Here is a 26,001-nt window from a genome sequence, read left to right on the forward strand (position 1 = left end):
TTGTAATTTATATCAACCAGTTATTTCATTTCGCGTATTTGCGTTGACCCTTAACATAATTCAATGTTAGAGTTCTTACCATGCAGTTATCAGGGTCTTTGTTTTCAACGTATCTGCATCTTTTTTCACAATCTTTCTGGGGGGAGTAATGGAATATAAAACAAAATATAAGTGCCAGATGATCCATACCGTGGCTGGAGGATTGCTGCTGCTCGGTATGAGTTCGTCTGGTGTCTATGCGAATAGCGCGATGAGCAGCAACGAGCTAAGCAGCAATCCTTTTGTGAGAGCAATCAAGAACAGCGGTATTGAATTCGGCGGCTGGGTACAAGGCGGCGCAACGTATAACCCGAGCCAGACCCATGGTTTCAATGGACCTGTTACTTTTTCGGATCAGGCGAACCGGTTTCAATTGAATCAGTTGAATTTCTTCATAGAGCGGGGTGTAAAAACTGAAGGCAAGGGCTGGGATATTGGTTTTCGCGCCGACTTCTTGTTTGGCACTGATGCTATCTTTACACAGGCTTATGGTAATCCGGCCTTTGATGTTAACAACGGTAGACCGTTGGCGGATCGCGGCAACTGGGACTTGGAAATCTGTTGTAATTCCAGCCGTACCTACGGCATTGCAATTCCTCAAGCCTTTGCGGAAATATACGCGCCGGTAGGAAATGGTTTAAATGTTAAAGTGGGCCATTTCTATACACCGATCGGTTATGAATCCGTTCCTGCTCCGAATAACTTCTTCTATTCCCATGCTTATACCATGCAGTATGGCGAACCCTTCACGCATACCGGTGTATTGGGTAATTACAATGTCAATAAAAATATCGTAGCAATGTTCGGTACCATCGGCGGCAGCGGAACCGGCGGATGGGATGGAAATTTCGACAAGCAAATGGAAAACTGGGGCGGTATCGGTGGCGTTACCTGGAACAGTAATGACAATAAAACCTCATTTAATGTCAGCGGTACCGGCAGCACGACTTCCACCCGTAACAGTAGTTTCTGGGGGATGTACAGTATCGTTTTGCAACACAAATTCACCGATAGAACCCATTTAGTCCTGCAACATGATCATGGTTTCGCGGATAACGTAATGTTATTTAATAACGTCTATTCCGGTGTTGTCAAAGACGCCGAATGGTATGGCGTTAACTCGCATTTTTACTATGATGTGACACCCAATGTTTCAGTCGGTGTCCGTGCCGAGTGGTTTCGTGATCGCGATGGCTTCCGGGTATTCGCGCCAGGCCGGGTGACGGCGGCGACCAATCATTTGGGAACCAGTTACGCCAGTAACATCGGTTTGCTCGGTACCAGCACGCCCGCCGATTATTATGCCGTAACCATCGGTGCAAACTGGAAAGCGGCAAAAACCTTGAATGTGCCTTGGAAAGGCCTGAAGAACTTCAATCTGCGCCCGAATATCCGCTATGACCGCGTAGATGCATTGCACGAATCATTGCAGACTTCCGCTTACCGTCCATTCGGCGGTAATAAGGATCAGATACTCTTCTCATTGGATGCTGTTTTACCTTTCTAAGCATTGAAGATTTGAGTTGTTATGGAATATAAAAAATGCGCCCTAAGGCGCATTTTTTATGGACAAATTTAAATTTCTGTAATTTGGCGTAAGGCTTGCAGCAACGCAACGATGTCCAGCGGAACAGACGCTTCCCAGTGACAGATTTGTCCGGTACACGGGTGCGTCAGCGTCAATCTTTGCGCATGCAGCGCTTGCCGTGGAAAATTCGCGAGTAACTGACCTACTGCCGATCCGGTCTTTTTGATCAGGTTTCCGCCATAAACCGGATCACCCACTAATGCGTGTCCGATGGTATTCATATGAACCCGGATTTGATGCGTCCGTCCGGTTTCAAGGCTGCATTGCAACAGCGTGCATGCCTCGAAAGTTTCGATCACTTGGTAATGCGTTCGCGCCGGTTTGCCCGTCGCCGTGACCGCCATTTTGGTGCGCTGTGTCGGATGACGGCCGATGGGTGCATCGACATGACCGGCTTGCTGGACTTGTCCAACTACCAATGCCAGATAATCACGTTTCACAGTTCTTTGTTGTAACTGCCGCACGAGGCTTGTTTGCGCTTCCAAGGTTTTCGCAACAACCAATAGGCCGGTGGTATTTTTATCCAGGCGATGCACAATCCCGGCCCGAGGAACATGCTCCAATTGCGGCGCATGGTGCAGTAAGGCATTGAGCATGGTTCCGTGCCAGTTGCCATTTCCCGGATGTGTGACCAATCCGGCCGGTTTGTCGATGACGATCAATGTGTCGTCTTCATAAATCACATCCAGATCGATGTTCTCGGGTTTGAATGCCGTTTCATGGGTGATCTCGTGCGGCAAGATCCTTACACGCTCATTTCCCCAGACTTTGTGTTTCGGTGTGGTAGCTTGTTCATCGAGCGTCACGCGACTTCCGGCAATCCAGGTTTGTATACGGCTGCGCGACCATTGCGGTAATAATTTTGCTAATGCAAGATCCAACCGCAAACCGGCGTAGTCGGCAGGAATGATGAGATCAAGCGCGGCACAATCCGGATCGCTGTGTGTGAGCGGCCCCGGCTTTGCGCTATAATCCGCGGATTGATCATTGCTATTAATGGAACTTGTCATGTTACGTAGTTTAGCTTTATTTCTGGTTATGGGGCTATCGGGTTGCGGTTTATTGCCGGATCGCACGGAAGATCAGCAAGACTGGTCCGCCAATAAGTTTTATTCAGAAGCCAAAGCGAAATTGAATGATGGCAGTTATCCTGCGGCTATCAAGCTCTATGAATCGCTGGAATCCCGCTATCCTTATGGCCGGATTGCGCAACAAGCGCAACTGGAAATTGCCTATGCGCATTATAAAAATGAAGAACCGGCATCTGCGATTGCAGCAGCGGATCGGTTTATTAAGTTACATCCTAATCATCAGCATGTAGATTACGCCTATTATATCAAAGGATTGGCAAATTTTAACGATAGCTGGGGAATGATCAGTTTTCTGATGAAAGGGCCGCTCAAGCAGGATATGAGCGAACGTGATCCCAAGGCAACGTATGAGTCATTTGAAGTTTTCAAGGAACTGGTGACCCGGTTTCCGGATAGCAAATACGCCGTGGATGCCAGGCAGCGGATGGCCTATTTGCTAAATGCCTTGGCGATGAGTGAGATTCATGTGGCGCGTTATTATATGAAGCGTAAAGCCTATGTCGCGGCGGCCAACCGGGCGCAAAACGCGGTTAAAGAGTACCCGCGTACTCCGGCGACCGAGGAAGCTCTGTACATCATGATCCGGGCTTATGAAGCTCTGGAAATGTACGATTTGCGCGACGATGCGGAACGCGTCATGCGCATCAACTTTCCTGACAGTATTTTTCTTGCGGAATTACCCGAAGTGGGCGGCAAAGCCTGGTGGCAGTTCTGGAAAAATTAAAAAAGCTGGCTACCCTGGTTTTTTGATATGCACGGCCAGAACATCACATTCTGCGTGATATAACACATCCTTAGCCGTGGATCCCATTAACACGGCGAGACCATGACGGTCATGCGAACCGACAATAATCAAGTCTATCTGCTGCTGTATCGCCAGTTGCGTGATTTCTTGCTGCGGTTCGCCCCAGATTAACCAACGCCGGGACGGCGCAATATTTAGCTGATCGCTTATCTGCACTAATTTGTTTTTCTCATTTTCCAATAATTCATAAGCTGAATCTTCCGATAACGGAATCACTGTTCCATAAGGCGTATCAGGCATTGGAATGTTGTCCAGGACATGAAGAATATGCAGTGTCGCATGAAATTGTTCAGCCAGTGCTTGCGCTTTTTGAGCGACGAACAGGTCGTGCCCGGAAAAATCGATGGTGAGTAAGATATTTTGATAATTCAGCATGTCGGTTCTATAACGCGTGAGAAATATTTGAGGCGCACTTTAGCATATCCTGCAAGCGATTGCGCCGGACTTTGAAGCCCGCTAGCTAGGGAAGCGCTGATTAATTCAACGAATGAGATGAAGTGCGAGGCGCACGGAACGCAGCAACCGGGACATATCAATCTGATAGGCGAGGGAGTGAGTACCGCGCAACGAAGCAATTCGCTCGTGCAGTCAATTAATCGGCGCTTCCCTAGTCATCCTCCTCGTATCGCTTGAGATAATGTGATAAAAAATCATCGACGCGATGTTCATATTCTCTGCCGGCATAGGTATGCATATTAAAATGTTTGGCGCCCGGGACAATCCACAGTTCTTTGGGAATTCTGGCCGAAGCATATAAGCGCTCGGTTTCCGATTGGGTGGTATGTGCGTCATGAGTTCCTGAAATGAACAGGACGGGAGCATTCAGCCGATCAATTCGCGCAATCGGATTGAGTTCAGCAATGGCAATATCCAGATTCAGTGATAATTGCCAGAGCATCAGCGGCAGTAACACGCTGCCGTAATCTCCAAAATGGAGTTTCAAGCGGTTCTCAACCGCTTCTTCCAGGGTTGGATGAAGTGATTCCAGAATCACCGCGTCTAATTTTAGATTTTTCTTCGCAAGAACAATTGCCGCGGCTCCCAGCGAAGTACCGATTGCACCAATGCGTTCGCGCGGGAAACGCTGTTTCAGAAAGTCGACGGATGCCTCAATATTTTCGGCTTCTTTCAAGCCGAAAGTAATTTTATCGCCAATGGTTTCCCCATGTCCTTGCAAGTCAATGAGCAGAACACCGTATCCTTTGTCTTGCAGAAATCGCGCCCGGCTCAACATCTCTACGCGATTGCTGCGCATCGAATGCGCCAGCAGCACGACACCGCCGCCGGGTTTTCCTTGAGCTAGCCAGCCATGAACAACGACGTGATCCCGGCCCGGGATCTGTACCGGCTCGACCGGGAAATCTGCGGAAAGCGCGGAGACTGAAGTGGGGGCTGGTGATGTCAGAATCGTGCCAATCGCAAAAAAAAGAACAAGTGCTACAAGGATAACAAGGAGTAGCTTGATAATGATAGAAGGGCGCATAACGAGTACCGCGTGATTTAGAAACTGCATGATATTAATTGATTGATTCCCGCCTGCCGCTGGGAAAAATTCCTATTCCGTCTTTTCATTAAATTTTACCGCCGGAGCAGGGTGGAATGGGGATATATTTTAACAACGGAATAGTCAGATATTGTTTTTGCTGTCATTTTGATCCCGGAAATGGGTGGCGGAAACCTGATTATAAAAAAGATAACTGGCAGGTCTTTCAGTGTTAGTTCCAACATTTGAAATTTGTATAGTTACTTACAATAGGCAAAAATTTGGGAAGGTGTACACCGGGATAATGCATCAATTGATGCAACAGAATATCCCGGAGAGTGTTGATATATGTTACAACCCATTGATAAAAATGCTATATTGGTTGGTTTTAAAGTGCAACCGGGCAAATGAAAGCTTGGATGGGAATTGGGATGGCGGCTGTTATCGAAAAACCGTTTGATTTCAAGCATGTTGTTATTGGGGTCGAATATTTTTTGGGTGCATGACTATGGAAAATAAATTACACGATGAATTTCAGGAAAGATTGTGCTCGCTGGCTACGATGTTTATAGAAGAGCTGCCGGACAAAATTACTGAAATCGAAACATTGTGGAGCAAGCTGCTGAGTGAGTGGGAACCGGGCATGCTCCAGGAAATTCATCGCGCCGTCAATAATCTGGCGGGCAGCAGCAAAACATTCGGATTTTCGGAACTGAGCATCGAGGCGAGAGTCTTGGAACAGATTTTTAAGAACTTGCTGTTGCAGCAAGTTTCCGCCGATGCATTTCAAGCCAACCGGATTTCCCAGCAAATCCTGGAGTTGAAAAAGATATCGGAAGATAACGAATCCAATCCGATTTTTATCCGGCAAACGATTGCTAATAAAGAAGCTTTCTTAACGATTCCACAACCTTCGGATTTGATTTTCGTGGTCAATGCCGATGCGGAAGCTGCTGAGGAATTGGCGCTGCAACTACGGTATTATGGTTATGAAGTCGAAGTATTCAATCATTTGGATAAATTCCGCGCTGCTATCTTGCAGATACCCAATGCCATCGTGTTGATGGAAATCGAGTTTCCGGACGATGAAATGGCGGGAATCCGGGTTATGGAAGAAATTCAGCGGGAATTGACGCAACCGGCGCAGGTCATTTTTATATCGGTTCACGACGGTTTGGATTACCGGCTTGGCGCGGTGCGGGCGGGCGGCTTGGCGTATTTTACCAAGCCGTTTAATCCGGTTGAATTGATCGGTCAGCTTGATTTGATCACAGCCTCGCAAATCCAGGATTCCTTTCGCATATTGCTGGTCGACGATAATCCGACCATCCTGGCCTATAATGCCGCAGTACTGGAACGAGCCGGCATGACGGTCAAAGCCGTAACCGGACCCGCACAACTCCTCGAAACCCTGAATGGCTTCAACCCGGATTTGATCCTGATGGATCTCTATATGCCCGGTTGTAACGGTATCGAGCTGGCAAAAGTAATCCGGCAAATGGAAGGTTTTATCGCGATTCCGATCGTTTATCTGTCGTCGGAGAATGATTTCAACACGCAACGTGAAGCCATGAGCCTGGGAGGGGACGATTTTCTGGTTAAACCGGTTTTCTCCCGGCAGTTGATTTCGGCGGTGACGCTACGGGTAATGCGCGCGAGGTCTTTGCGTGCGTTGATGGTGCATGATGGCTTGACCGGTTTGCTGAACCATACGGCGATCAAAGAAGAACTGGTGCGTGAGGTGGTTCGCTCTGACCGGTTGAATACGCCGCTGTCGTATGCCATGGTGGATATCGACTTTATCAAGAAAATCAATGATCTTCATGGACATGCTGCAGGAGATCGCGTCATTAAAAGCTTGGCAAGGTTGTTAAAGCAGCGGCTACGTGGCACCGATACCGTCGGCCGCTATGGCGGAGAAGAATTTGCGGTGATTATGAATGATACCGATGCAACCTCGGCTGCCAAAGTCATCGACGAAATCCGGCATGTTTTTTCGCGGTTATTGCATTTAAGCCAGGATGAGGAGTTTTCAGTCAGTTTCAGTTGCGGGATCGCGGATCTCGAACATTTCCCGGACGCCGCAAAATTGAGCGAAGCGGCTGAAAAAGCGCTGTTTCATGCCAAACAGCGCGGACGTAACAAAGTAGTGGTCAATAGCGGGGATTGAAAATACTGACTGATTGACTGCACGGACGGCTCGTTCGTCGAATTAATCAGCGTTTCCTGAGGTATCCTTTCAAGCGTAGGACGTCACATAGCGCGATCATCGCGCCGGGTTCGCAATTCGCGCGGTGGCTCGTTAACCGAATCGATTGCGAATTGCTGTTTGCTGAAAGCCGCGCGTGATTGCGGATCCGGATCAATTTCCTGAATGGACTCGATGACGGTTACCCGCGGTGCCAATCCTGCAGCATTGGCAACCTGGATGGAAAGCCCTGGCCGTGCATTGAGTTCGATAATCATCGGACCGTGATCGCGATCGAGCACGATATCGGCACCCAAATAGCCCAGGCCGGTCATTTCATAACAAGCCGCAGCCAGTTGCAGCAATTTATCCCAATGCGGAATCACCAGTTCCGAGAAAGTCTTGCGCGTATCCGGATGAAATAATACCGGCTCGCCGTACTGAACGGCATGTAATGCGCTGCCGCTTCCCATATCGATCCCGACACCCACGGCGCCTTGATGCAAATTGGCTTTGCCATCGGAGGCATGGGTGGTAAGCCGGAGCATTGCCATGATGGGATATCCGCGAAAAACGATGATGCGTAAATCCGGGATGCCTTCATAACTATAATCCGCAAAAACCGGATCCAATTGGATCAGTGACTCGATCATCACCATATCGGGTTTCCCGCCGAGGCTATGCAAGCCGCTCAGAATATTCGAAACATGCCGTTCGATGTCGCGCAGTTGTAAAGCATCGCCGCTCGGCTTGAAATAGAGATTATGTTCATGCTCGGTAATCACCAGGATGCCTTTGCCGCCGCTGCCTTTGACCGGTTTGATGACAAACTGGGCATGCGGATCCAATATCTCTTTCAACAACCTGACATCATGCTGGTATTGCACGGTTCCCAATAACTCCGGTACGGTGATTCCAGCTTGCTGCGCCAGCAATTTGGTTTTGAGCTTGTCGTCGACCAGCGGATACAGACGGCGCGGATTGTAACGGGATATCAACCCGAAATTTCTCTGGTTCATGCCGATGATGCCAAAGCTTCTGAGCTTCTTAGCGCTTGCCAGAAACATTGCGCCGCTCCAGTGCGTGAAAACGGTAAAGCTCGGATAGCCGGTACCCGGTATATTGTCCGAGAATCAAAATAAGCGCCAGATTGACCAGCATCAATTCGGGGAAATTGAAGGTTAGGTACTCGATCGTCCGGTTTGTCATGAACAGATATGCAATCACCGCCGTCAGTAAGCTGCCGCCGCCTTGGATAAATACTTCGCGAGGACCGTCCTCTTCCCATAGTACCGACATCCGTTCGATGGTCCACGACAGAATGATCATCGGGAAGAAAGTAACGGTCAGCGCTTGATCGAGCCCGAGTTTGTTGCTGATAATGCTGATACTGGCGATTATTGCAATAACGACGATGATCACTGCCGAGATACGCGCGACAAATAACAGATTGAGTCGTGATAGATAGGAGCGTATCAGCAGCCCGGTACCGACTACGGTCAAAAAGATAAGAATTCCGGTCAGCAAAGTGGTTTGTATCAATGCGAGTGCAATCAATATCGGCATAAAAGTCCCGGAAGTGCGGATACCGATCAATAGCCGCATAATGACGACAATTAATGCGCCGATCGGCAGCAGCAGGATCATTTTGAAGGCATTTTGCTGTTCGATCGGTAAACTGTAGATCGAAAAGTCAATGATGCCCGCCTGTTTGTTCATGCTGTCGCGGACTACAAGGTTACGGGTTGAGTGAACATTCTTGATAATTGAAAAGGATATCTGCGAATTTTTGCCGCCGACGACATCCAGGAGTGACTGATCGCCTCGTTGCCATATCAGAAAATTCTTCGGTTTACCGATTTCTCCGGAGTTTTGATTGAATAACAACCATTGCCCGCCGATGTATACCTCGACAAAATTGGTCAATGTTTGCCGGCGGCGCCCGTCTTTCAAATAAAGCCCGCGAACAATGCGCGCACTGATACCTTCCAGCGCCAGTAAGTTGATAATCAGGTGTGTTTTGTACTCTTCGTTGGAATGTTCATTCAGCAACAAGCTCTGATTCTGACTGGGCGCGTTCGAATTGAGCGTGGTGATCAGTTCGCGGGTGAAAGTTTCGGTATTGGCCGACCGGCTGCGGACCTGATCCAAAAGCGTCGTCGCTGCCGTTTTAAGCACTTCGTCAAATTCCGGTTTCTCCGGTTCGGACGGAAGATCCGCAGTATCAGTCGCGGCAGCCGGGTCAGTTTCATACATACTGAGCCGGTAATAAGCGGTTTGGGGGCCGGAAACAGTCCTTTTACTCCATTGCGCCCGGCGTCCGGTCGGCGAAACTAATTCGCTAAACCCGTAATCGGGGGATGCGAAATCTTCTTCGACAATTGCGATATCCGAAGTTTTGGGCGGCAAAGCAAACGAGACGATAATGGGATCGCCGCGCGCGACGAAATCGATTTTGGCTTCGATGGTCCAGACCGGCTTTTTATCATCCGGTGATAATGGAAACCCTAACGCGAAGTGTTTATAGAGAATCAATCCGATTCCCATGCCCAGCAGGAGTATGACGATAAAATATAATCTTAGATTCGTGTGCATTAGTTCACATTACCTGCTTCGAGCGCTTCAGTTTTTCCGGCGGTGAAATTTTTGCTGACATCTACAATCGCTAAGTCATTGAGTAAATTCCTGCCGATCAGAACTTGATATTTAAACTTGCTGCGATTTTCCAGCGTGAAATCGATTTGTTCATTAATATCAGCAAGAATAACCCGCATTCTGACCACAGGGCGACGCTGCGCTTCCCTATCGCCGCGTTCCTTGACGCGTACATGCCGGCGCAAGCGCCGGGTTAGTTCGAGGATCTCGCCGGTTTCCGGGTGTGTCAATTTGAATTTTACGAACGGTTTTCCATCTCTCTCAAATTCCACGATATCCATTGCATTTAGCGACGAGGTCCGCGCACCGGTATCAATCCGGGCGCTGAATTCCAGGCCGGGTGGATCGAGGTAGACGTTCTCAATGCCGCCGAGCAGTGTCTTGCCATCCATTTTTCCGGGTGATTCCGGTGTGGATGGAGCAGCATTGACATCATTACAGGAGCACTGATCAGTTTTAGCGGAGGTGGTGATTTCTTTGGTGCTTGCTAAGCTATCAGGCTGATTCCTTTCCAGAAATTTCCTGGTTTCAACCAGTTCCGCAAAAAGGTTAACCAGCTCCGATTCCCGGGCCTGGATCATCGCTTCCCTTTCCGATAGTTGATCTTCCCGTGCATTGCATGCACCCAGCATTGCAACAATAAGAACGATAAGCAGACGGTTTAAGCAAGTTTTGCCAGTGGATAAATGAGGAATACTCATGAGTGGAATTGCACTGTAAATGGTAATAGTAAGTAAATGGGATCGAATTCTGCTGTGTTTGCAATGACAACCCGGTTCAAACGGTTATTGGTTCGCTGTCATGGGCTCTTAAGATGGATGGTCAATGATTGGTTTTTATAGGTACACGCATAGCGGTGAATCTCCAGGCAATGCGACGTGATGGTGATCTGATAACTGCCAGGTGTTTCGCTTTGGGTGTCGAACTTGAATTCAAATTGCCCTTCCGCGTTACTGGGATAGGATTGATCCGCCAAGATGGAACCGTCGGGCCGGGTAACTTTGAAATTCAGCAAAACATCGGCTGCCGCTTGATCATTGTAATTCACCCAGCCGTGCAGAATGACGGGTTCACCGATGGTGAATTGTGTTTTAGGATCGATAAGAATCGGTTGTGATATATGGGTCGCCCATGAACTGGGTATGCCACTGGCTAAAAAAAGCAAAGCCAACAATGCAAAAATTAATGTTTTCTTTGAGGCCATCATAATCGTTGTAAATCAGTAAAAGAATCGTTTAATAATCAATTGGTCGCGATGAAGAATTTTTAAGGGGGTCATTTCTTTGGTAAATAGAGATCGGTGATAGTTCCGGTTGCGGTTTCCGCTGCAAACAGAATTGTTTCCGACAGCGTCGGGTGCGGGTGGATGGTTAAACCGATATCTTCCATATCAGCGCCCATTTCCAGCGCCAGCACGGTTTCGGCGATGAGTTCACCGGCATTGATACCGGTGATACCGGCGCCGAGTATCCGCCGTGTCTTTTTATCGAATAATAATTGTGTGTATCCCTCGTCGCGTGCCATCGAGATGGCGCGTCCGCTGGCAGCCCAGGGAAAGCTGCTTTTCTCATAGTCGATGCCTTGCTGGATGGCTTCTTTTTCAGTCAAGCCCATCCAAGCCACTTCAGGGTCGGTGTAAGCCACCGAGGGGATTGTGCGGGCATCGAACTGCGCTTTATGACCGGCAATTACTTCAGCGGCGAGCTTTCCCTCGTAGGCCGCTTTGTGCGCCAGCATCGGTTCGCCCGCGATATCGCCGATCGCGAAAATATGCGGCAGATTGGTGCGCATTTGCGGATCCACCGGAATGAAGCCTCGCTCATTGACATGAATACCGATTTCACCGGCACCGATAGTATTTCCATTCGGACGCCGTCCGGCTGCCACCAGAATCCGGTCGTAGGTTTGCTGCGATGGTGCATTCTCACCTTCGAAGGTGACAACTAATCCGTCCGCTGACGGTTCAATCCGGCTTACTTTTGTTTTAAGATAGATTGCTTCATAACGTTTCTTGATACGGCGGAATAACGGTTTGATCAGATCTGCATCGGCGCCGGGAATCAACTGTTCCATCGTTTCAACCACGCTGATTTTACTTCCCAGCGCGTCATAGACGGTTGCCATTTCCAGACCGATGATGCCGCCGCCAATGATCAGCAATCGTTGCGGGATGTCTTGCGGATTCAAAGCATCGGTGGAATCCATCAAGCGCGGATCGTGGTATGGAAAACCAGGAATGCGGGCAACGCTGGAGCCGGCGGCAATGATGCAGTGGTCGAAAGAAATTGTTTTGCGGCCATCGGCGGTAGCCACTTCCAGCAAATGGGCTGAGGCAAATTTCCCAACGCCGTGGACAATTTCGACTTTGCGCTGCTTTGCCAGTGCCTTCAGACCTTTGGTCAGCTTGGCTATGACCGACTCTTTCCAGGTGCGCAGCTTGTCCAGATCGACCTGAGGCTTGCCGAATGCGATGCCGCGAGACGACAGTTCCTCGGTTTCGGTAATGACCTTGGCTGCATGCAACAGTGCCTTCGAAGGGATGCAACCGACATTCAAGCATACTCCGCCGAGTGTTGGATAACGCTCGACTAACACCACTTTCTTGCCCAGATCGGCGGTGCGGAAGGCTGCGGTGTAACCGCCGGGGCCGGCGCCGAGCACTACGACATCGGCATGGATGTCGCCTTGCATGCTTGCTTGTTCAGATCGCGATAGTGTTGCTGACGGCGAAACTGGAGGGGCTTGAGACACGTCGTGAGACGATCCGGTTTGAATGGATTCCGCCGGTTGAATGACTGCTAATGTCAAAATCACCGATCCTTCCGAAACTTTATCGCCCACGCTGACACGGATATCCTGTACGGTTCCGGCTTGTGGCGACGGTATTTCCATCGAGGCTTTATCGGTTTCCAATGTGATCAGCGAAGTTTCTTTCTCGACGGCATCGCCAGGCGATACCAGCACTTCAATGACCGGTACATCCTTGAAATCACCGATGTCGGGAATTTTTACTTCAATAATGGGTGCCATGGAAACCTTTAACGGGGTGTTTAATTTCTTAACTGACCGTCACCCAGCACGATAAACTTCTGACTGGTCAAGCCTTCGAGACCCACTGGTCCCCGCGCATGAAGTTTGTCGGTGGAGATGCCGATTTCGGCGCCCAAACCGTATTCAAAACCATCCGCGAAGCGGGTGGTGGTATTGACCATCACCGAACTGGAATCCACTTCCCGGAGAAAACGCCGGGCTCGCGTATAGTTTTCGGTGACGATGGCATCGGTATGTTGCGAACCATAGCGGGTGATGTGATCAATCGCTTGATCCAGGTTTTCAACGATGCGGATACTCAGAACCGGCCCCAGGTATTCCTCGTGCCAATCGGATTCGGTGGCTGCTTTCATTTGCGGAATGATGCGGCAAGCCGTTTCATCACCGCGTAGTTCAACACCCTTGTCAAAATAAATTTTGCTGAGCGGCGGCAGAATGTTCGATGCCATATTGGCATGGATCAGCAACGTTTCCATGGTATTGCAGGTGCCGTAGCGTTGAGTTTTTGCGTGATCGGCGATTTTGATCGCTTTGTCGAAATCTGCCTGATCGTCAATATAAACATGGCAAACGCCGTCAAGATGCTTGATGACCGGAATCCGCGCTTCATTGGCGATGCGTTCGATCAAACCCTTGCCGCCACGCGGCACGATCACATCGACAAATTCTTTCATCGTAATCAATTCGCCGACGGCCGCGCGATCGGTGGTTTCAATCACTTGCACGGCGGTTTCCGGCAATCCGGCGAGCCGTAAGCCTTCTTGCACGCATGCCGCGATGGCTTGATTGCTATGGATGGCCTCCGATCCGCCGCGCAAGATCGCCGCATTGCCCGCTTTCAAGCATAAGCCCGCCGCATCGGCGGTTACATTCGGGCGCGCTTCGTAAATAATGCCGATGACGCCCAGCGGAACGCGCATTTTTCCGACTTGAATTCCGGAAGGGCGGTAATTCAATCCGCTGATCTCACCCACCGGATCGGCCAGAGCGGCGATTTGCAGCAATCCTTCGGCCATTGTCGCAACGCTCTTGGGTGACAAGGTTAAGCGGTCGATCATTGAAGCCTCCAAACCTTTGGCGCGTGCGTTATCCAGGTCCTTGGCATTTGCGGCGATTAGCACGGATTCATCGCGCCGGATGGCGTTCGCCATGGCTGTCAAGGCTTGGTTCTTCGCTGCTGTTTCGGCTTTGGCGACTTGTCGCGAGGCCGCGCGTGCTTGCTGGCCGAGGGCTTGCATGTAACTTTTGATATCAGAGGTGTTCATGGATTTACTTAACAAGAGGTCGATTGCAGTTCGTTAAATGCGTGTTAAACCGGGATTATAGTACAAGTTACGGATTCTATTGCATACTGCGATGTGTCTGGATAAGGGAAAACTGATGATCAAAGCCGGTGGCGTCAACCTGGCATTGATCGGACAGTGATCATGAATCATTTGAGAGTCACCAATCAGTATCCGGTTTAAAGTATCATTTTTATTATTCAGGAATAACACCGGAAATTCCCATTAATTCATGGAAATGAATAGGAATTGTTACGGGTAAATCCGGAAATGGCGGGTAAAAATGGGCTTATTCTGAATAATTAAAATTAATACCGGCATTACTATTCGGCAGGACGGAAATCTAATCCGGTTGTTCAAATCTTGAGAGATTTGATAGCCAATTCCTGTCATCTATTGGGAGTCTATGTTAGTCAATTGATTATAATTTCCGCTCAATCCCGGGAAGTTTAATCCACTCTATCTCAGTGAGGAAAAAATGAGTTATCCGCTTTTCAAACTTAATCGTGTTGCAATCTTTCTTGGCGGAGTCTTTGCAGTTTCTGCGCCGTCAACAGTCAATGCCGGCTGGTCGATTGTAGGTTTAGGAACGCACGGCGGCACCTACAGTGTTGCGCAAGCGATTAACGATGCCGGGCAGGTGGTTGGGAACGGTAATGGCACCGATCGCGCCTTCATTACCGGTCCTAACGGTGTTGGAATGAGCTATTTGGATACGCTGGGCGGAGCCAAAAGCTTTGCTCTCGACATCAATAATTCCGGGCAAGTGGCGGGTTATTCCTTGACTGGATCGGGTGAAATTCATGCCTATATTACCGGTGCCAACGGGTTAGGAATGACGGACTTGGGAACCCTCGGAGGGGATTTCAGCATCGCATACGGCATGAATGATTGGGGGCAAGTAGTCGGCGTATCTTCCATCGAGGGTAACGCCGCTTACCATGCCTTCATGACCGGCCCTGGCGGCGTGGGGATGATCGATCTGGGGACTCTCGGCGGAGACTACAGCGTGGCTTACGGCATCAATAACGCAGGAGAGGTGGTGGGTGCTTCGTCCATTGCCGGTAGCACTACACAACATGCATTTGTCACCGGTGCCGGCGGTACCGGGATGGCCGATTTGAATACGCTCAATGGAACATCTGACAGCGCTGCCCGGGATATCAACAGCTCCGGACAGATTGTCGGATTCTCCGGGCTTTACGATGACTTTTTCGGTTTCTATTCGATGGAAGCTTTCATTGCGGATGCCGGTACTACCGGCATGGAGGGTTTGGCGATTTCTCTGGATAGCCGTGCGGATGCCATCAACGATCTGGGACAAATAGTCGGCGGTATTAACAATTACTGCAGCGATTGTACCCGCAGCTCATTTCTCCACAGCGATGGGACTGTGACCGATCTTTCATTGCTGGAACCGGTTGTCGCGGCTGGATGGAGCGAATTGACCGCCGTTGGCATTAATAATCACGGGCAAATCATCGGCTGGGGACAATTGGCCGGATCGCCCGGAGGCGGTTCCAGGGCATTTTTGCTTTCACCGGTTGTTGCCGTGCCGGAACCTGAAACTTACCTGATGTTGCTGGCGGGATTAGGGTTGCTGGGTATTGCCTGGCGGCGCGGGGAGAAACAATTATCCTTGCAGTGATGACCGCAGCGCATTTGGACTCAATGAGCTCAGGTTGTCAAGAGCGGCTAAGCTCATTAGGGTTGCTTGATGGTTACAGAAAATTTACGGATTCTGATCGTTGCTCATTTCATAATCGGCTTTTGCTAACGCCTGAATACCGGCACTGAAAGTTCTGACTTCGGAGCGATCCAGCAGTACGCAAGGTTTTTGTGTGTATCTGAAAAAGCGCTTGACCATCAGGAATGCTTCGTGATTGACGCAATCCACCGGGCAGATGATCATATCGGTCATTTCCAGCAATAACGGCAAACGATCCAGTGAATCACCGGCGCCACCATGAAACGCCAAGAAAAACCCTCCGTGTTTAGCAATTATCCGCTCATATTGCGAGTACAGTTTGATGCGGCCGCCGATACATAATACGGAGCGGTTTTTTAAGTATGCAGTGTGGCGATGTGAATGCTGCGTATCGTTCGGATCAGCAGTGTCCGTTGTTTCAATCTGTGATGAAGCTTTGACCAAGGGTGCCCAGCCGGTAATAACCGAAGTTTTATTTGCAGTTGAGCCGGCATTAATGTGATTTGCAAATATCCGTCCTAATCCATCGCGCCAGCGGTTAAGTATCTTAAATAGTTGAATGAAATTTCTGTTGTGCTGGGTTATGAAACCATCGACATCCGTTGAAGGCGAAACATGATAATGAGGAATAGCGCCCATTGAAGCGGCAACAGCGGGTTTCTTTATGAATTTCATTTTCGAGTCTCCTGCAAGTCATCAGCATCAAAAAAAACGGCTGGCTGACCCGGGAGAAGGGCTGGCTGGCTAAATATGCCGCTGGATAAGGAAGAGAAACTCCAGCGGCGATGGCAAAACAAATTACATCTGGCTTTGCAGCCAATTGTGGATTCCGACTTTTTCCATGACATCCAATTGGGTTTCCAGCCAATCGATATGTTCTTCGGTGTCCTCTAAAATCCGTTCAAAAATCTCCCGCGACACAAAATCCTGCGCGGATTCACAAGCGGCTATTGCGGCGAGCAATGTATCCCGCGAGGTATACTCAAGCTTCAAATCACATGCGACACATTCCTCCGCGGTTTCCCCGATCATTAATTTGCCTAAATCCTGTAGATTGGGAAGGCCTTCCAGTAGAAGAATCCTTTCGATCAAGCTGTCCGCATGTTTCATTTCCTCGCAGGATTCTTTAAATTCATGGTCTCCAAGACTGTTAAACCCCCAATTTTTATACATCCGGGCATGGAGGAAATATTGATTAATGGCAGTTAATTCATGTTGCAGTTGCAGATTCAACCAGCGGATAATTTCTACGTTACCTTTCATTTTTATCTCCTCAGACAAGTCTGTTGCATATTTAGCGGCTGCATCGGAGAGATATCGCACAGGTACTGTATTCTCCGCATTATCTAATTCAATGGCTTGCATTGTGCCGATCAGCATACCTCGCATGCGTTTTAACCATGCATTCGTAAATCCAGCTCCGGTTGTTTTTACGAAGAGCGATACCACTCATAACTTACCCGTATAAATATACATGATATGCGGTTTTTATCCACTATTTGTTCAGAATCAGCTTGCCGTTTCGCGTGCGGCGCAATGCGTACTGTTCACCCTTGTGTAATATGATCACGACATCACCATGTCTGAATAAAGCATCGCTATCGATGAGTTTGTTAATTTTCACTATTCCGGATTGCGGCAGGTTTCTTGCGCTGGTTTGCTGAGGGCTTAAAATATTCATGATGTATTTCTAATAATAAATGAGAATGATTCTCATTATATTCATTTTTGAATAAAGTGCAAGCTTTTCTTACGCTGATGCCGGATTGCTATTATTTTTATCTCAACAATACTGAATCTTTATTGTCCATCATAAGGTTAAAACCACCGGCTTCAGCCGGTCAGCTTTAGCTGCGAGAATATGCCACACAGGAGGTGTGGCATGGATTATAGATATGGAAGTCATACGGTTTATCAGATTGAATATCATTTTGTATGGGTAACGAAGTATAGATATAAGATTCTGAAGGGAGAAGTAGCAGAACGAGTACGAGAGTTGGTTCGTCAGACGTGTGAAGCATTTGAAATGAGAATTGTACAGGGTGTAGTAAGTAAGGATCATGTGCATATTCTGGTGAGTTGTCCGCCGGAGATGGCTCCGAGTGAGATCATGAGGCGGCTAAAAGGACGAACATCGAGCTATCTGTTTGAAGAATTTCCTCACTTGAAGAAGCGGTACTGGGGAAGGCATTTTTGGGCGCGAGGGTATTTCTGCGTGACAGTAGGTCAGATGACAGAAGAGATGATCAAACAATACTTGGAGCATCATTTTGAGCCAAATCCAAACGACAATTTTAAAATGGAGCCGGAATAAGACGCGTCGTTTAGTCGACGCGTATCCGGACTTTCAGTCCGTAACTCAAACCCACCGGCTTTAGCCGGTGGTTGTTTAGTTTATTGCTGTAAATCATCAGATTGGAGTTGATGGTCGTTAAAAGAATGGGGCGTTTGGAACGATTTACTTTGATCAAACGGCTCCAACCCGATCACCTATCAAGGTTTCCGATTCAAGCGTTCCATCAAATAGCATAAACAATCCTGGCGGATGATGCGGATATCGCGCGTCAGCATCGCGGGCATCACCTGCTGTCTGGTCAATAAATTACCGTCGCGGTTTTCGAAGTAGTGTGCGCTCATGTCACAACCCAAGCCATTGCGCACTCGCAAAGGCTCGGTGCAATCCGGCGCCACCACTGCCAGATGCGTGCCGGGATCGAGCAAGCGGAAATTGTAATAATCAATATTTTCGATCAAGCATAAATCCGTCGCCGGATCGCCAATGCTCAGGCTTACTGCTTCCGGGACCGTGACCACAGCGACCGATTGATACAATTCCAGATCCTGGCTGGCTACAGGATGCGCTGGAAATGCGGATAGATGCAACGCGCCTTCGACAAAACCTGCGGCGTGTTCGATGCCGCCAGCTCCGCCCGGCTTGCCGCATTCCACCGTAACCGCTGGACAGAGCCTGGCAAATGCTTCGGATTGAACACCTTTGGGATGGGTGAAATACACCACGATACGCGAAAACATCGTGGCCAGATGCAAAAAGGCATCGCCCAGACGGTTGACGCAGGCGTAATGCGGATTCAAGCCGGTATTGTTATGAATGTCGATGCTGGCAAATACGTTGCGTTGCGTCATGATGTCGATCACTTGCTGCATCATGCGGTGCTCATCGGTAATCACCGGATTTGTGTCGAGCGACCAAACGCGATTGTAGTCTAACTGATTTTCCAAGCGGCGAACCCTCGCGCGCGCGGCGGAAACGTTGCCGACATACAGTGATAGGGCGCGCGGTAATTTCTGATTTTGATATTTCTGCAAAACTGCCTGAATGGCTTTCAAGCCGGTGTCTTCATTGCCGTGCAACAGGATCGATACAAACAACGGCGCTTCACGTCTGCCGGACAAGTGAATCAGGGTGGGGCCGGGCAGTACCGTATGCAATTCAGTGGCTTCCACCTGCAAAAAACCATCCGGCAAATAATCGAGTTCCGTCAGCATGCTTACAACGCCCATTCGTGCACTGGCGAACCGCTTCGTTGCTGTTCCAGATAGGCGGCAACCAGATGCAAGCTGTCCGCCCGGTATTTCTCGCAATATGCCCGCTGCCATGTCGAACCGGTTTGACCGCTTTTGATGCGGGATTCCAGAATGCCGAGATTGCGATCGATATCGGTCTTGCCGATTCCCAGTGTTTCCAGACCCTGGCGGGCCATCGGCAGAATTTCTTCGAGCAATAAAACGCGTGCTTCGATAGTGCTGTTATCCAGCCAAGTCAGTTTTGCTTGAAGTCCATTACGTGCGGCGGCATAAAAATTATCGCGCGCTTGAGCGAAACCGAATAGCGCTTCCGGCGGCTCGCGCAGGGTGGCAAGATAACGCGTCAAACCAAAAAACAGAGCGGCATTGCTAATCATATCGGCGATCGTGGGGCCGGCCGGCAGGACGCGTTGCTCAATACGAAAATGCGGTGTACCGTCCGGATCGAAGCCGATCAACGGCCGGATCCAGCGCCAGATCGTGCCATTATGCAACCGGAGGTGCGCGAACTGTTGCGGTGGACTGTCTATTAAGATAGGTAACAACACATCGTGATGCGCGATATTTTCCGCAAAACATTCGAACAGGGAATCGCGGACATAACCGCAGCCAAAACTGACACGGCGGTTTTCCGGTTGCGGCTGGTCGCCAATTTCAACCGATTGTTCAAATAGCGGAATACGCGTTTCATCCCATAAATCTGTATCAAACAGCAACGGCGAATTACCCGAAGCCGCCATCAGCGGCCCGGCCGCGATGATCGATGCATTGAAATAGCGTACCGCATCGCGTTGCGCGCTCTGCAAATGCACTTGGAACGATGTGGCGGCGGCCTCCAGCATCACGTCCGGATGAACGATGTCCAAATGTTCCCGCCCATGAATGCAAATGCGCAATGGACGTCCGCAACGACGTTTGAACACTTGTTCGTTCAGCGCACGGTAACGTTTGAGTTCGGACATATTTGCCAAGCATAAATCGGATTGCCGCACGGTTGGCAAGATGCCGATCATCATCAGCACGCTATCCATTTGGTGCGCAACTTCCTGGCATTCAAGCCAATTCTGATTGAGCTCAAAAGCCATGGCTGACAATGCATTGCCTTTGAGCGGCATGGGGGCGCCATTGAGTTCGACATTAAAGCGCGAGAGTTCGTGAACCACCAAGGGATTGTTCAAGCGCGTCAGGAATGCTTGATTGATCGGTGATGGAAAATAATTATGGTCGACCAGCCAGGATTCGAGTTCATAACCGCCGATTTCACCAATCGCAGAAAAAATACCGTGCGAGAGCTGTTCTTCTAATAACGCAATTTCCCGGGATAAGCGACACCGATATTCACTGAAAACTTGATCATCGAATTGCGTCTGGTTGATTTCCTGCCCCATCGCAATTGCTCGAACCCATCATGCAGGCTCGCTGGCAGCGATGCCCTTGTGGAAGGTGACGTAAACGTAAACCGGAACTTGCAGGTCACTTAAATGTTTGGCGATCAGGGGGGTGACTTCATCCCAGCTTAATCCGCCGACCCCGGTCGCGAGACGAGGCAATGCGAGGCTGTGAAATTTTTCCGTGTCCATTAACCGGCGCAATTCCCGCAAAGCGTGATTTACATGCTCGACCGTTGCTTTTCCCGGTTTGGAGGCGTGATCAGGTGCGGCATCCTGCGTAAACAAATTGATAATACGTGCTCCTTCAGCACCGCCCCATACCCAAGCGCTTCCCGCTTTCGGGTGGGTGGTTTGGCAGAAATGCCGGAAATCCTTATACATCGCCGGCCATTGTTCCCGCAAACTCAATGCCAAGCCGGAGGAAAACGGATCATTGGGTGCAACGCCGTGCGCTATGACCTGCGCCTTGGAAAGAAGAATGTCGCCGCTAACGTGATGGATCATTTGATTTTAAGTATCGGTTGAAAAAAACTTGTGGAACGCTATTGACTGTACAGAAAGATACAGAAAGCGTCAATCGAAAGGAGATGCTGATTAAAGGAATTGGCGCGGACGGAGCTTAAATGGTTTAAGACAGTGTTAAATCCAGCATGACACAGTAGTACAAAGATTTGCCGCCAGCAGGGTTGACGATGATGATTAATGCCTTACAAAATGTAATCTGGTCCGCCAGTTGTTTTTCCTTCAATTGATCACGAAAATTGTGTGCTGATTCGCCGTACAGATGACCGATCGTTTGCTGGTGAATTTCCACCCGGATAATATCCGTGTCAAAGGGATTGCTGAGATCCGGAATCAGTTGCGCTGTATAAATCAGTGGTTGTGCGGGGGAAGACTGATCAGGTGCGGCGATATTTTCCTGAACGAGTTGCTGAATCGTTTTTTGATACGGTTCTGCATGGACAGCGCAGCTGAATTGCCCTAAATCCGGCCAATGATAGCTGTTCTCAATCGAGCGGTTAGGTTCTGCTGGTTTTGCGCTAGACGGCGTTTGAATATCGGCAGCGGCAATTTTGTCACGCTTAATATAGAAAATGATCGCGGTAATCAGCGCGACAGGAAGGATGAAGGACTTGTCGATTCCGGCGCCAACGATCAATCCGATGAACAAGGATAAGACCAGGAGCGACAGGATACTGATTTCCGGTTTTTTCGCTCCGTTGCGATTATCATCCGAAGGCGGCCGATTGGTCATCCGTTTATTGCTGCAGCGCTTTTTCAATAGCGGTTACAACACCCGGATCGAGAGGCTGGGTGTGCGGGCTGAAATGGGTAATCAGCTTGCCATCGCGGCCAATCAGATATTTCTGAAAGTTCCAGGTTGGGTAAGTGCCCGACAATTCAGCCAGTTGCACATAAAAAGGATGCGCATGCGCTTTTTTCACCGAGGTTTTCTCAAACATCGGAAATTTGACATCGTAGGTGAGGTGACAGAAGTCGCGAATTTCCTCTTCCGTACCAGGTTCCTGGCCCAGGAAATCGTTGGATGGAAAACCAAGCACAACCAGCCCTTGTTGCCGGTATTTTTCATAAAGCTGCTCCAGTCCTTCGTACTGCGGGGTATAGCCGCATTTACTGGCGGTATTGACCACCAGCAACACCTTGCCGGTATAGGTTTCGCATAAATTTACCGTTTCGGTTCCTGCAAGTTTACGGAAGTTTTGATCGAGCAGCGAGCTATTGCATGCCGAAAAAGCGGGGTTCATGATAAATATCATGATCAGAAACAAAAAAATACGCATTATGGTCTCCTTAATTTTTCCGGAAATGAAAGTTTTCATGACAAACGATAGAGCATCGAACATACCAATCCGAGAATGTTCTTCGCGCTTATTTTAGCGTATTACCGGATTGATCTCAGCACCGGGAAAGAGATTGGGTTAGGTTCCTTGCATAACCGGCATGAAATTTCTTGGTTAGTAAGTTTATGTCTTTCAAACGCCTGATAAAGTCAAAAGCATGCAAAATCCGATTGTTGGATGCTGTATAGTTCATAAGCTATTTGACGTTTTGATGCGAGATGTTGAAAGAGCTATGGAAATACATTTATTCTGCAAGTTCGACAATCATTTGAGGTGGTTGTTTGTCAGTACCGGGAAAAAATTTGCTGCTCATAGAGCGGTTAACAACAGACATAATAAAGGCTCTGCTCTATTAGAGCGTGTAAAACTGTGCGGCGTACGATTTAAAACTTGTCTAGTATTTAGCCAGTCTGGGACTGTTAAATCTTGGAAATCCACGATGACCGGCTCGTTGCGATTGTGTTTAATTATATTCAAGGGAGATGCATGTGTTTTTGACGAAGGATGACCGCAAAATCAGCATTATTGGTGCTTTGTTATTATTGGGATTGACGCTGACCACCGGGATTACTGTTTATAACGCAATGCGGCAGCAAATTGAAACGGTTTTAGGCAGAGGATTGACCGGAGCATTGGATGGTAAGGCGCTGTTATTTGAAACGAGAATAGAAAAAGGCATTGAAGATACCCGGGCATTATCTTTGCGGCCATTTATCGTTCAATTTATGGTGGAGTTAAATGAGAATCTTGAGAATGAAACTGCGCGCAATAATCTAACCCGTAATGTCAATTCCCTTACCCAGATAGGTTTTAGCGCTGCAGTAATTTATGATCGAAATAATAATGTGCTATCTCAAGTCGGGACTTTCAGTTCTTATGAAAACCCTGTAATTCCTCTGGATGCGGAAGGCAATGTGAAGCTTATTTGGGATAATTCCTTTGTTTTGCAAACAACGGTGGATGTTTTTAATCAGGGCCATAAGATCGGGAAAATTACATCCGAGATGAAATTGCCGAATCTGACCAGGAGTTTCATGGAAATTAAGTCGGCTGGCAGCAGCGCGGAATTATTGATTTGCGCTAAATTACCGCAGAATTACCGGACGCTTGCCTGCCTCATCAGGGATTCGAGTACGGTCCGTTTTACCCACATCAGCACGAATATAGACAGAGATCATATTTCTCCAAAAGAAATGGCGCTTTCCGGTAAAAGCGGTGTCGCGTCGGCGCTGGATTATCGCAATGTTCCCGTGATCGAAGCGTTTACGTCGTTACCGACATTGGGATTATTGATGACTTTGAAGCTGAATCAAGAAGAATTGTTTTTGCCGGTTAATGACAAACTGAAAGATATTATCCTGTATTTGGTGGCCATGATTTCCGCTGAAATCTTGCTGTTGAATTGGTTTATCAGGAAGCTGATCAACTCCGAGAAAGCAGCAAGGCAGGCGAAAATTAAAGCTGAAGAATATTCCACTGAATTAACCAAAAAGGAAAAAGAGCTGCGCGAAAGATTAAAGGAAATGACGTGTCTTTATGAGATACGGCGAACCATGGAGCTGGAGGTGTCGATTGATGGGGTATGCCAGAAAATCCTGAAGTATTTGAATGCGGCTTTGCAATCTCCCGATACCAGCGCAAGCGAGATTGTCGTTAATGACAAACGTTATGTTTCCGAAGATCATGATAAAAAGCGGCTGATCGAAGCGGATTCTTCCAATATTATTGAAATTTTTAAACCTGCCAGGCAATCCGAAAGGAGAGCGATATTCAATGCTTTTATTCAATCCGACATATTCATCGATCATGAAAATAAAGGCTATATACGAATTTACTATGAACGGGATGTGCCGGATTCCCGTGTTGAAGAACAGAAGCTCATCGATGCAATCGCAAGCGATTTGGAAAGCTGGATTGAATTCAGGAAATTGGAAGAGGCTCTAGTGTCGGTGGCCGAGGGGCAGGTGCATAAAATCGGACAAGAGTTACATGACAATATCGGCCAGCAGATCGCAGCAGTTGCATTTCAGGCTGGCGCATTGGAATTGCAAGTCAGCGATGCCCAAGTTCCGCGCGCTCAATTGACCGAATTAGCGGCTTCGATCGTAGAGCAAACACAAAGCCTCGTGATAAATATTAAACAGCTTTCAAAAGTACTATTACCGTTCGAACTGGAGGCTAATGGATTGGTGACTGCGCTTGAGACACTCGCAACCGGCGTCAGTGCAACTTATAATGTCGAGTGCCGGTTTGAAAGTAATCTTGGCGAGGAAGATCTGGGCAGCGTTATTGCGCTTAATCTGTATAGGGTGGCTCAGGAAGCAGTTAACAATGCGATGACGCATGGCAAAGCGGAGCATATTCTGATTTCTTTAATGGTCAATGAAGCGGAAAAGAAATTGATCCATCTCATGATTCGTGATGATGGTCACGGGTTTGATGAATCCCATATAAAGAACAATTTTTTCTCCGGCATGGGAATAAAAATCATGCATTACCGCGCAAAACAATTGAATGGGAAATTGACAATCCTCAAGCGTAACGAAAGCGGCATCGAAGTGCATTTTATCGTCCCGCTGGATCAAGGTGAAAATGCCTAAATCAAAAGTGATGATCGTTGACGATCACGCCATGATCCGGCACGGCATGGCGATGTTGATTAATATGGAAGCGGATATGGAGGTTGCTTGTGAAGCCGGAGATGGCCCGGAAGCTATCGAAGTTCTTCAAAAGAATGCGCCGGTTGATATTTTGATACTGGATGTTTCGCTCAAGACGGTTTCCGGGCTTGAAATAATCAAAACGATCCGTTCAATGTACCCGCTTTTGCCCGTTTTATTTATCTCCATGCACGATGAGTCGGTTTATGCGGAACGAGCCTTAAGGTCAGGCGCACGCGGGTATGTGATGAAACAAGAACCGCGAAATATATTGATAACTGCAATTCGTGAAGTACTGAAGGGCAATATTTTTATTAGTAAGAGTATTCAGGAGCAGGTATTGAAACGCATCGCAACGAGAGGTTACGATCAAGAAGCAACTGTAAGTGCACTGACTCCCAGCGAATTTGAGATCTTTCATTTGATCGGGTTGGGCTATAATACCCATGAAATATCAAACCTGCTATCTCGCAGTATCAAAACCATAGAAACCCATCGTTTTAATATCCGCACAAAACTCAAACTGAAAGATACAGGGGAGCTGATACGCTACGCTACCAAGTGGTTTACTGATCAGAAATAAAAAAACCTAACTAGCAGGAAGGGGTTCACGGAATGGAGAATTCTGCTAGTTAGGGGCGTTAGCCATAA

24 protein-coding genes are annotated in these 26,001 nt (G+C 48.4%); 7 read left to right on the forward strand and 17 right to left on the reverse strand.

Going from position 1 to position 26,001, the window contains the following annotated elements:
• Positions 1-148 precede the first annotated feature (148 nt).
• The gene (locus tag RBH92_RS04215; RefSeq protein ID WP_307933401.1) at positions 149-1,546 is read left to right on the forward strand and encodes a porin; all 1,398 of its coding nucleotides are present in this window, start codon (positions 149-151) and stop codon (positions 1,544-1,546) included.
• A gap of 68 nt (positions 1,547-1,614) precedes the next feature.
• On the opposite strand, the gene rluD is transcribed toward RBH92_RS04215, so the two are convergent.
• Positions 1,615-2,637: a 23S rRNA pseudouridine(1911/1915/1917) synthase RluD gene (gene rluD, locus RBH92_RS04220; protein ID WP_307933402.1), complete on the reverse strand. Its 1,023-nt coding sequence runs from the start codon at positions 2,635-2,637 to the stop codon at positions 1,615-1,617.
• On the opposite strand from rluD, the gene RBH92_RS04225 reads away from it, so the two are divergent.
• A complete protein-coding gene (locus tag RBH92_RS04225; RefSeq protein WP_292925154.1) occupies positions 2,636-3,442 on the forward strand; it encodes an outer membrane protein assembly factor BamD in 807 nt (268 codons plus the stop codon). The genes rluD and RBH92_RS04225 overlap by 2 nt on opposite strands.
• Positions 3,443-3,451: 9 nt before the next feature.
• Here the strand turns inward: RBH92_RS04225 and RBH92_RS04230 are convergent, their stop codons facing one another.
• On the reverse strand, positions 3,452-3,898 hold the full coding sequence (locus RBH92_RS04230) for a universal stress protein (RefSeq protein ID WP_307933403.1): 447 nt from the start codon (positions 3,896-3,898) through the stop codon (positions 3,452-3,454).
• Positions 3,899-4,130: 232 nt separating this feature from the next.
• Positions 4,131-5,036, reverse strand: coding sequence for an alpha/beta hydrolase (locus tag RBH92_RS04235; protein ID WP_307933404.1), 906 nt, complete (start codon positions 5,034-5,036; stop codon positions 4,131-4,133).
• A gap of 478 nt (positions 5,037-5,514) precedes the next feature.
• On the opposite strand from RBH92_RS04235, the gene RBH92_RS04240 reads away from it, so the two are divergent.
• Positions 5,515-7,176 (forward strand): diguanylate cyclase, encoded by a 1,662-nt coding sequence (locus RBH92_RS04240; RefSeq protein WP_307933405.1) that lies wholly within the window; start codon positions 5,515-5,517, stop codon positions 7,174-7,176.
• An 83-nt stretch (positions 7,177-7,259) separates the two neighbouring features.
• On the opposite strand, the gene RBH92_RS04245 is transcribed toward RBH92_RS04240, so the two are convergent.
• The 6 genes from RBH92_RS04245 to RBH92_RS04270 form a co-directional block, all read right to left on the reverse strand.
• Positions 7,260-8,261 (reverse strand): alpha-L-glutamate ligase-like protein, encoded by a 1,002-nt coding sequence (locus tag RBH92_RS04245; RefSeq protein ID WP_307933406.1) that lies wholly within the window; start codon positions 8,259-8,261, stop codon positions 7,260-7,262.
• Positions 8,242-9,789: an inactive transglutaminase family protein gene (locus RBH92_RS04250; RefSeq protein ID WP_307933407.1), complete on the reverse strand. Its 1,548-nt coding sequence runs from the start codon at positions 9,787-9,789 to the stop codon at positions 8,242-8,244. Before RBH92_RS04250 ends, RBH92_RS04245 begins: the two co-directional genes overlap by 20 nt.
• Positions 9,789-10,550, reverse strand: a complete 762-nt coding sequence (locus tag RBH92_RS04255) for an ATP-dependent zinc protease family protein (protein WP_307933408.1) — start codon at positions 10,548-10,550, stop codon at positions 9,789-9,791. Before RBH92_RS04255 ends, RBH92_RS04250 begins: the two co-directional genes overlap by 1 nt.
• 98 nt (positions 10,551-10,648) lie before the next feature.
• Positions 10,649-11,056, reverse strand: coding sequence for a hypothetical protein (locus RBH92_RS04260; protein WP_307933409.1), 408 nt, complete (start codon positions 11,054-11,056; stop codon positions 10,649-10,651).
• Between the two features lie 68 nt (positions 11,057-11,124).
• Entirely contained in the window at positions 11,125-12,879 is a 1,755-nt protein-coding gene (lpdA, locus tag RBH92_RS04265; protein WP_307933410.1) for a dihydrolipoyl dehydrogenase, read from the reverse strand.
• Positions 12,880-12,899: 20 nt separating this feature from the next.
• Positions 12,900-14,165 carry a glutamate-5-semialdehyde dehydrogenase gene (locus RBH92_RS04270; protein WP_307933411.1) on the reverse strand — a complete coding sequence of 422 codons (1,266 nt, stop codon included), beginning with the start codon at positions 14,163-14,165 and terminating at the stop codon, positions 12,900-12,902.
• Between the two features lie 496 nt (positions 14,166-14,661).
• Here RBH92_RS04270 and RBH92_RS04275 point away from each other — a divergent pair, with 496 nt between their 5' ends.
• The gene (locus RBH92_RS04275; RefSeq protein WP_307933412.1) at positions 14,662-15,831 is read left to right on the forward strand and encodes a PEP-CTERM sorting domain-containing protein; all 1,170 of its coding nucleotides are present in this window, start codon (positions 14,662-14,664) and stop codon (positions 15,829-15,831) included.
• 84 nt (positions 15,832-15,915) lie between these two features.
• On the opposite strand, the gene RBH92_RS04280 is transcribed toward RBH92_RS04275, so the two are convergent.
• The 3 genes from RBH92_RS04280 to hemP all read right to left on the reverse strand — a co-directional run bounded on the left by RBH92_RS04280 (position 15,916) and on the right by hemP (position 17,572).
• Positions 15,916-16,566: a DUF2325 domain-containing protein gene (locus RBH92_RS04280; RefSeq protein ID WP_307933413.1), complete on the reverse strand. Its 651-nt coding sequence runs from the start codon at positions 16,564-16,566 to the stop codon at positions 15,916-15,918.
• Between the two features lie 123 nt (positions 16,567-16,689).
• A complete protein-coding gene (gene bfr / locus RBH92_RS04285; RefSeq protein ID WP_307933414.1) occupies positions 16,690-17,154 on the reverse strand; it encodes a bacterioferritin in 465 nt (154 codons plus the stop codon).
• 232 nt (positions 17,155-17,386) lie between these two features.
• Positions 17,387-17,572: a hemin uptake protein HemP gene (gene hemP, locus RBH92_RS04290; RefSeq protein ID WP_307933415.1), complete on the reverse strand. Its 186-nt coding sequence runs from the start codon at positions 17,570-17,572 to the stop codon at positions 17,387-17,389.
• A 201-nt stretch (positions 17,573-17,773) separates the two neighbouring features.
• Here hemP and tnpA point away from each other — a divergent pair, with 201 nt between their 5' ends.
• The gene (gene tnpA, locus RBH92_RS04295) at positions 17,774-18,205 is read left to right on the forward strand and encodes an IS200/IS605 family transposase (RefSeq protein ID WP_307931618.1); all 432 of its coding nucleotides are present in this window, start codon (positions 17,774-17,776) and stop codon (positions 18,203-18,205) included.
• A 179-nt stretch (positions 18,206-18,384) separates the two neighbouring features.
• Here tnpA and RBH92_RS04300 read toward each other — a convergent pair whose 3' ends face one another.
• The 5 genes from RBH92_RS04300 to RBH92_RS04320 all read right to left on the reverse strand — a co-directional run bounded on the left by RBH92_RS04300 (position 18,385) and on the right by RBH92_RS04320 (position 22,630).
• Positions 18,385-19,398 carry a M14 family metallopeptidase gene (locus tag RBH92_RS04300; RefSeq protein ID WP_307933416.1) on the reverse strand — a complete coding sequence of 338 codons (1,014 nt, stop codon included), beginning with the start codon at positions 19,396-19,398 and terminating at the stop codon, positions 18,385-18,387.
• A gap of 2 nt (positions 19,399-19,400) precedes the next feature.
• On the reverse strand, positions 19,401-20,825 hold the full coding sequence (locus RBH92_RS04305; RefSeq protein WP_307933417.1) for a glutamate-cysteine ligase family protein: 1,425 nt from the start codon (positions 20,823-20,825) through the stop codon (positions 19,401-19,403).
• A gap of 18 nt (positions 20,826-20,843) precedes the next feature.
• Positions 20,844-21,332, reverse strand: a complete 489-nt coding sequence (locus tag RBH92_RS04310; protein ID WP_307933418.1) for a macro domain-containing protein — start codon at positions 21,330-21,332, stop codon at positions 20,844-20,846.
• A gap of 124 nt (positions 21,333-21,456) precedes the next feature.
• Entirely contained in the window at positions 21,457-22,083 is a 627-nt protein-coding gene (locus RBH92_RS04315) for a hypothetical protein (RefSeq protein WP_307933419.1), read from the reverse strand.
• 4 nt (positions 22,084-22,087) lie between these two features.
• The gene (locus RBH92_RS04320) at positions 22,088-22,630 is read right to left on the reverse strand and encodes a glutathione peroxidase (RefSeq protein WP_307933420.1); all 543 of its coding nucleotides are present in this window, start codon (positions 22,628-22,630) and stop codon (positions 22,088-22,090) included.
• A 548-nt stretch (positions 22,631-23,178) separates the two neighbouring features.
• On the opposite strand from RBH92_RS04320, the gene RBH92_RS04325 reads away from it, so the two are divergent.
• Positions 23,179-25,290, forward strand: a complete 2,112-nt coding sequence (locus RBH92_RS04325; RefSeq protein WP_307933421.1) for a sensor histidine kinase — start codon at positions 23,179-23,181, stop codon at positions 25,288-25,290.
• Positions 25,283-25,933, forward strand: a complete 651-nt coding sequence (locus tag RBH92_RS04330) for a response regulator (RefSeq protein ID WP_307933422.1) — start codon at positions 25,283-25,285, stop codon at positions 25,931-25,933. Before RBH92_RS04325 ends, RBH92_RS04330 begins: the two co-directional genes overlap by 8 nt.
• Positions 25,934-26,001: the final 68 nt, after the last annotated feature.

This window comes from Nitrosomonas sp. sh817 (assembly GCF_030908545.1).
Taxonomy (GTDB): domain Bacteria; phylum Pseudomonadota; class Gammaproteobacteria; order Burkholderiales; family Nitrosomonadaceae; genus Nitrosomonas.

Excerpts from the sequence above, each read along its gene's own strand:
- RBH92_RS04245 (WP_307933406.1), bottom strand. The coding sequence starts at position 8,261 with ATGTTTCTGGCAAGCGCTAAGAAGCTCAGAAGCTTTGGCATCATCGGC.
- RBH92_RS04255 (WP_307933408.1), bottom strand. The coding sequence starts at position 10,550 with ATGAGTATTCCTCATTTATCCACTGGCAAAACTTGCTTAAACCGTCTG.
- RBH92_RS04230 (WP_307933403.1), bottom strand. The coding sequence starts at position 3,898 with ATGCTGAATTATCAAAATATCTTACTCACCATCGATTTTTCCGGGCAC.
- RBH92_RS04275 (WP_307933412.1), top strand. The coding sequence starts at position 14,662 with ATGAGTTATCCGCTTTTCAAACTTAATCGTGTTGCAATCTTTCTTGGC.
- RBH92_RS04215 (WP_307933401.1), top strand. The coding sequence starts at position 149 with ATGGAATATAAAACAAAATATAAGTGCCAGATGATCCATACCGTGGCT.
- RBH92_RS04280 (WP_307933413.1), bottom strand. The coding sequence starts at position 16,566 with ATGAAATTCATAAAGAAACCCGCTGTTGCCGCTTCAATGGGCGCTATT.
- bfr (WP_307933414.1), bottom strand. The coding sequence starts at position 17,154 with ATGAAAGGTAACGTAGAAATTATCCGCTGGTTGAATCTGCAACTGCAA.
- RBH92_RS04260 (WP_307933409.1), bottom strand. The coding sequence starts at position 11,056 with ATGATGGCCTCAAAGAAAACATTAATTTTTGCATTGTTGGCTTTGCTT.
- RBH92_RS04250 (WP_307933407.1), bottom strand. The coding sequence starts at position 9,789 with ATGCACACGAATCTAAGATTATATTTTATCGTCATACTCCTGCTGGGC.
- lpdA (WP_307933410.1), bottom strand. The coding sequence starts at position 12,879 with ATGGCACCCATTATTGAAGTAAAAATTCCCGACATCGGTGATTTCAAG.
- RBH92_RS04305 (WP_307933417.1), bottom strand. The coding sequence starts at position 20,825 with ATGGGGCAGGAAATCAACCAGACGCAATTCGATGATCAAGTTTTCAGT.
- RBH92_RS04235 (WP_307933404.1), bottom strand. The coding sequence starts at position 5,036 with ATGCAGTTTCTAAATCACGCGGTACTCGTTATGCGCCCTTCTATCATT.
- RBH92_RS04300 (WP_307933416.1), bottom strand. The coding sequence starts at position 19,398 with ATGCTGACGGAACTCGATTATTTGCCGGATGGTTTTTTGCAGGTGGAA.
- RBH92_RS04320 (WP_307933420.1), bottom strand. The coding sequence starts at position 22,630 with ATGCGTATTTTTTTGTTTCTGATCATGATATTTATCATGAACCCCGCT.
- RBH92_RS04225 (WP_292925154.1), top strand. The coding sequence starts at position 2,636 with ATGTTACGTAGTTTAGCTTTATTTCTGGTTATGGGGCTATCGGGTTGC.
- RBH92_RS04310 (WP_307933418.1), bottom strand. The coding sequence starts at position 21,332 with ATGATCCATCACGTTAGCGGCGACATTCTTCTTTCCAAGGCGCAGGTC.
- RBH92_RS04270 (WP_307933411.1), bottom strand. The coding sequence starts at position 14,165 with ATGAACACCTCTGATATCAAAAGTTACATGCAAGCCCTCGGCCAGCAA.
- rluD (WP_307933402.1), bottom strand. The coding sequence starts at position 2,637 with ATGACAAGTTCCATTAATAGCAATGATCAATCCGCGGATTATAGCGCA.
- RBH92_RS04330 (WP_307933422.1), top strand. The coding sequence starts at position 25,283 with ATGCCTAAATCAAAAGTGATGATCGTTGACGATCACGCCATGATCCGG.
- RBH92_RS04315 (WP_307933419.1), bottom strand. The coding sequence starts at position 22,083 with ATGACCAATCGGCCGCCTTCGGATGATAATCGCAACGGAGCGAAAAAA.
- tnpA (WP_307931618.1), top strand. The coding sequence starts at position 17,774 with ATGGATTATAGATATGGAAGTCATACGGTTTATCAGATTGAATATCAT.
- hemP (WP_307933415.1), bottom strand. The coding sequence starts at position 17,572 with ATGAATATTTTAAGCCCTCAGCAAACCAGCGCAAGAAACCTGCCGCAA.
- RBH92_RS04240 (WP_307933405.1), top strand. The coding sequence starts at position 5,515 with ATGGAAAATAAATTACACGATGAATTTCAGGAAAGATTGTGCTCGCTG.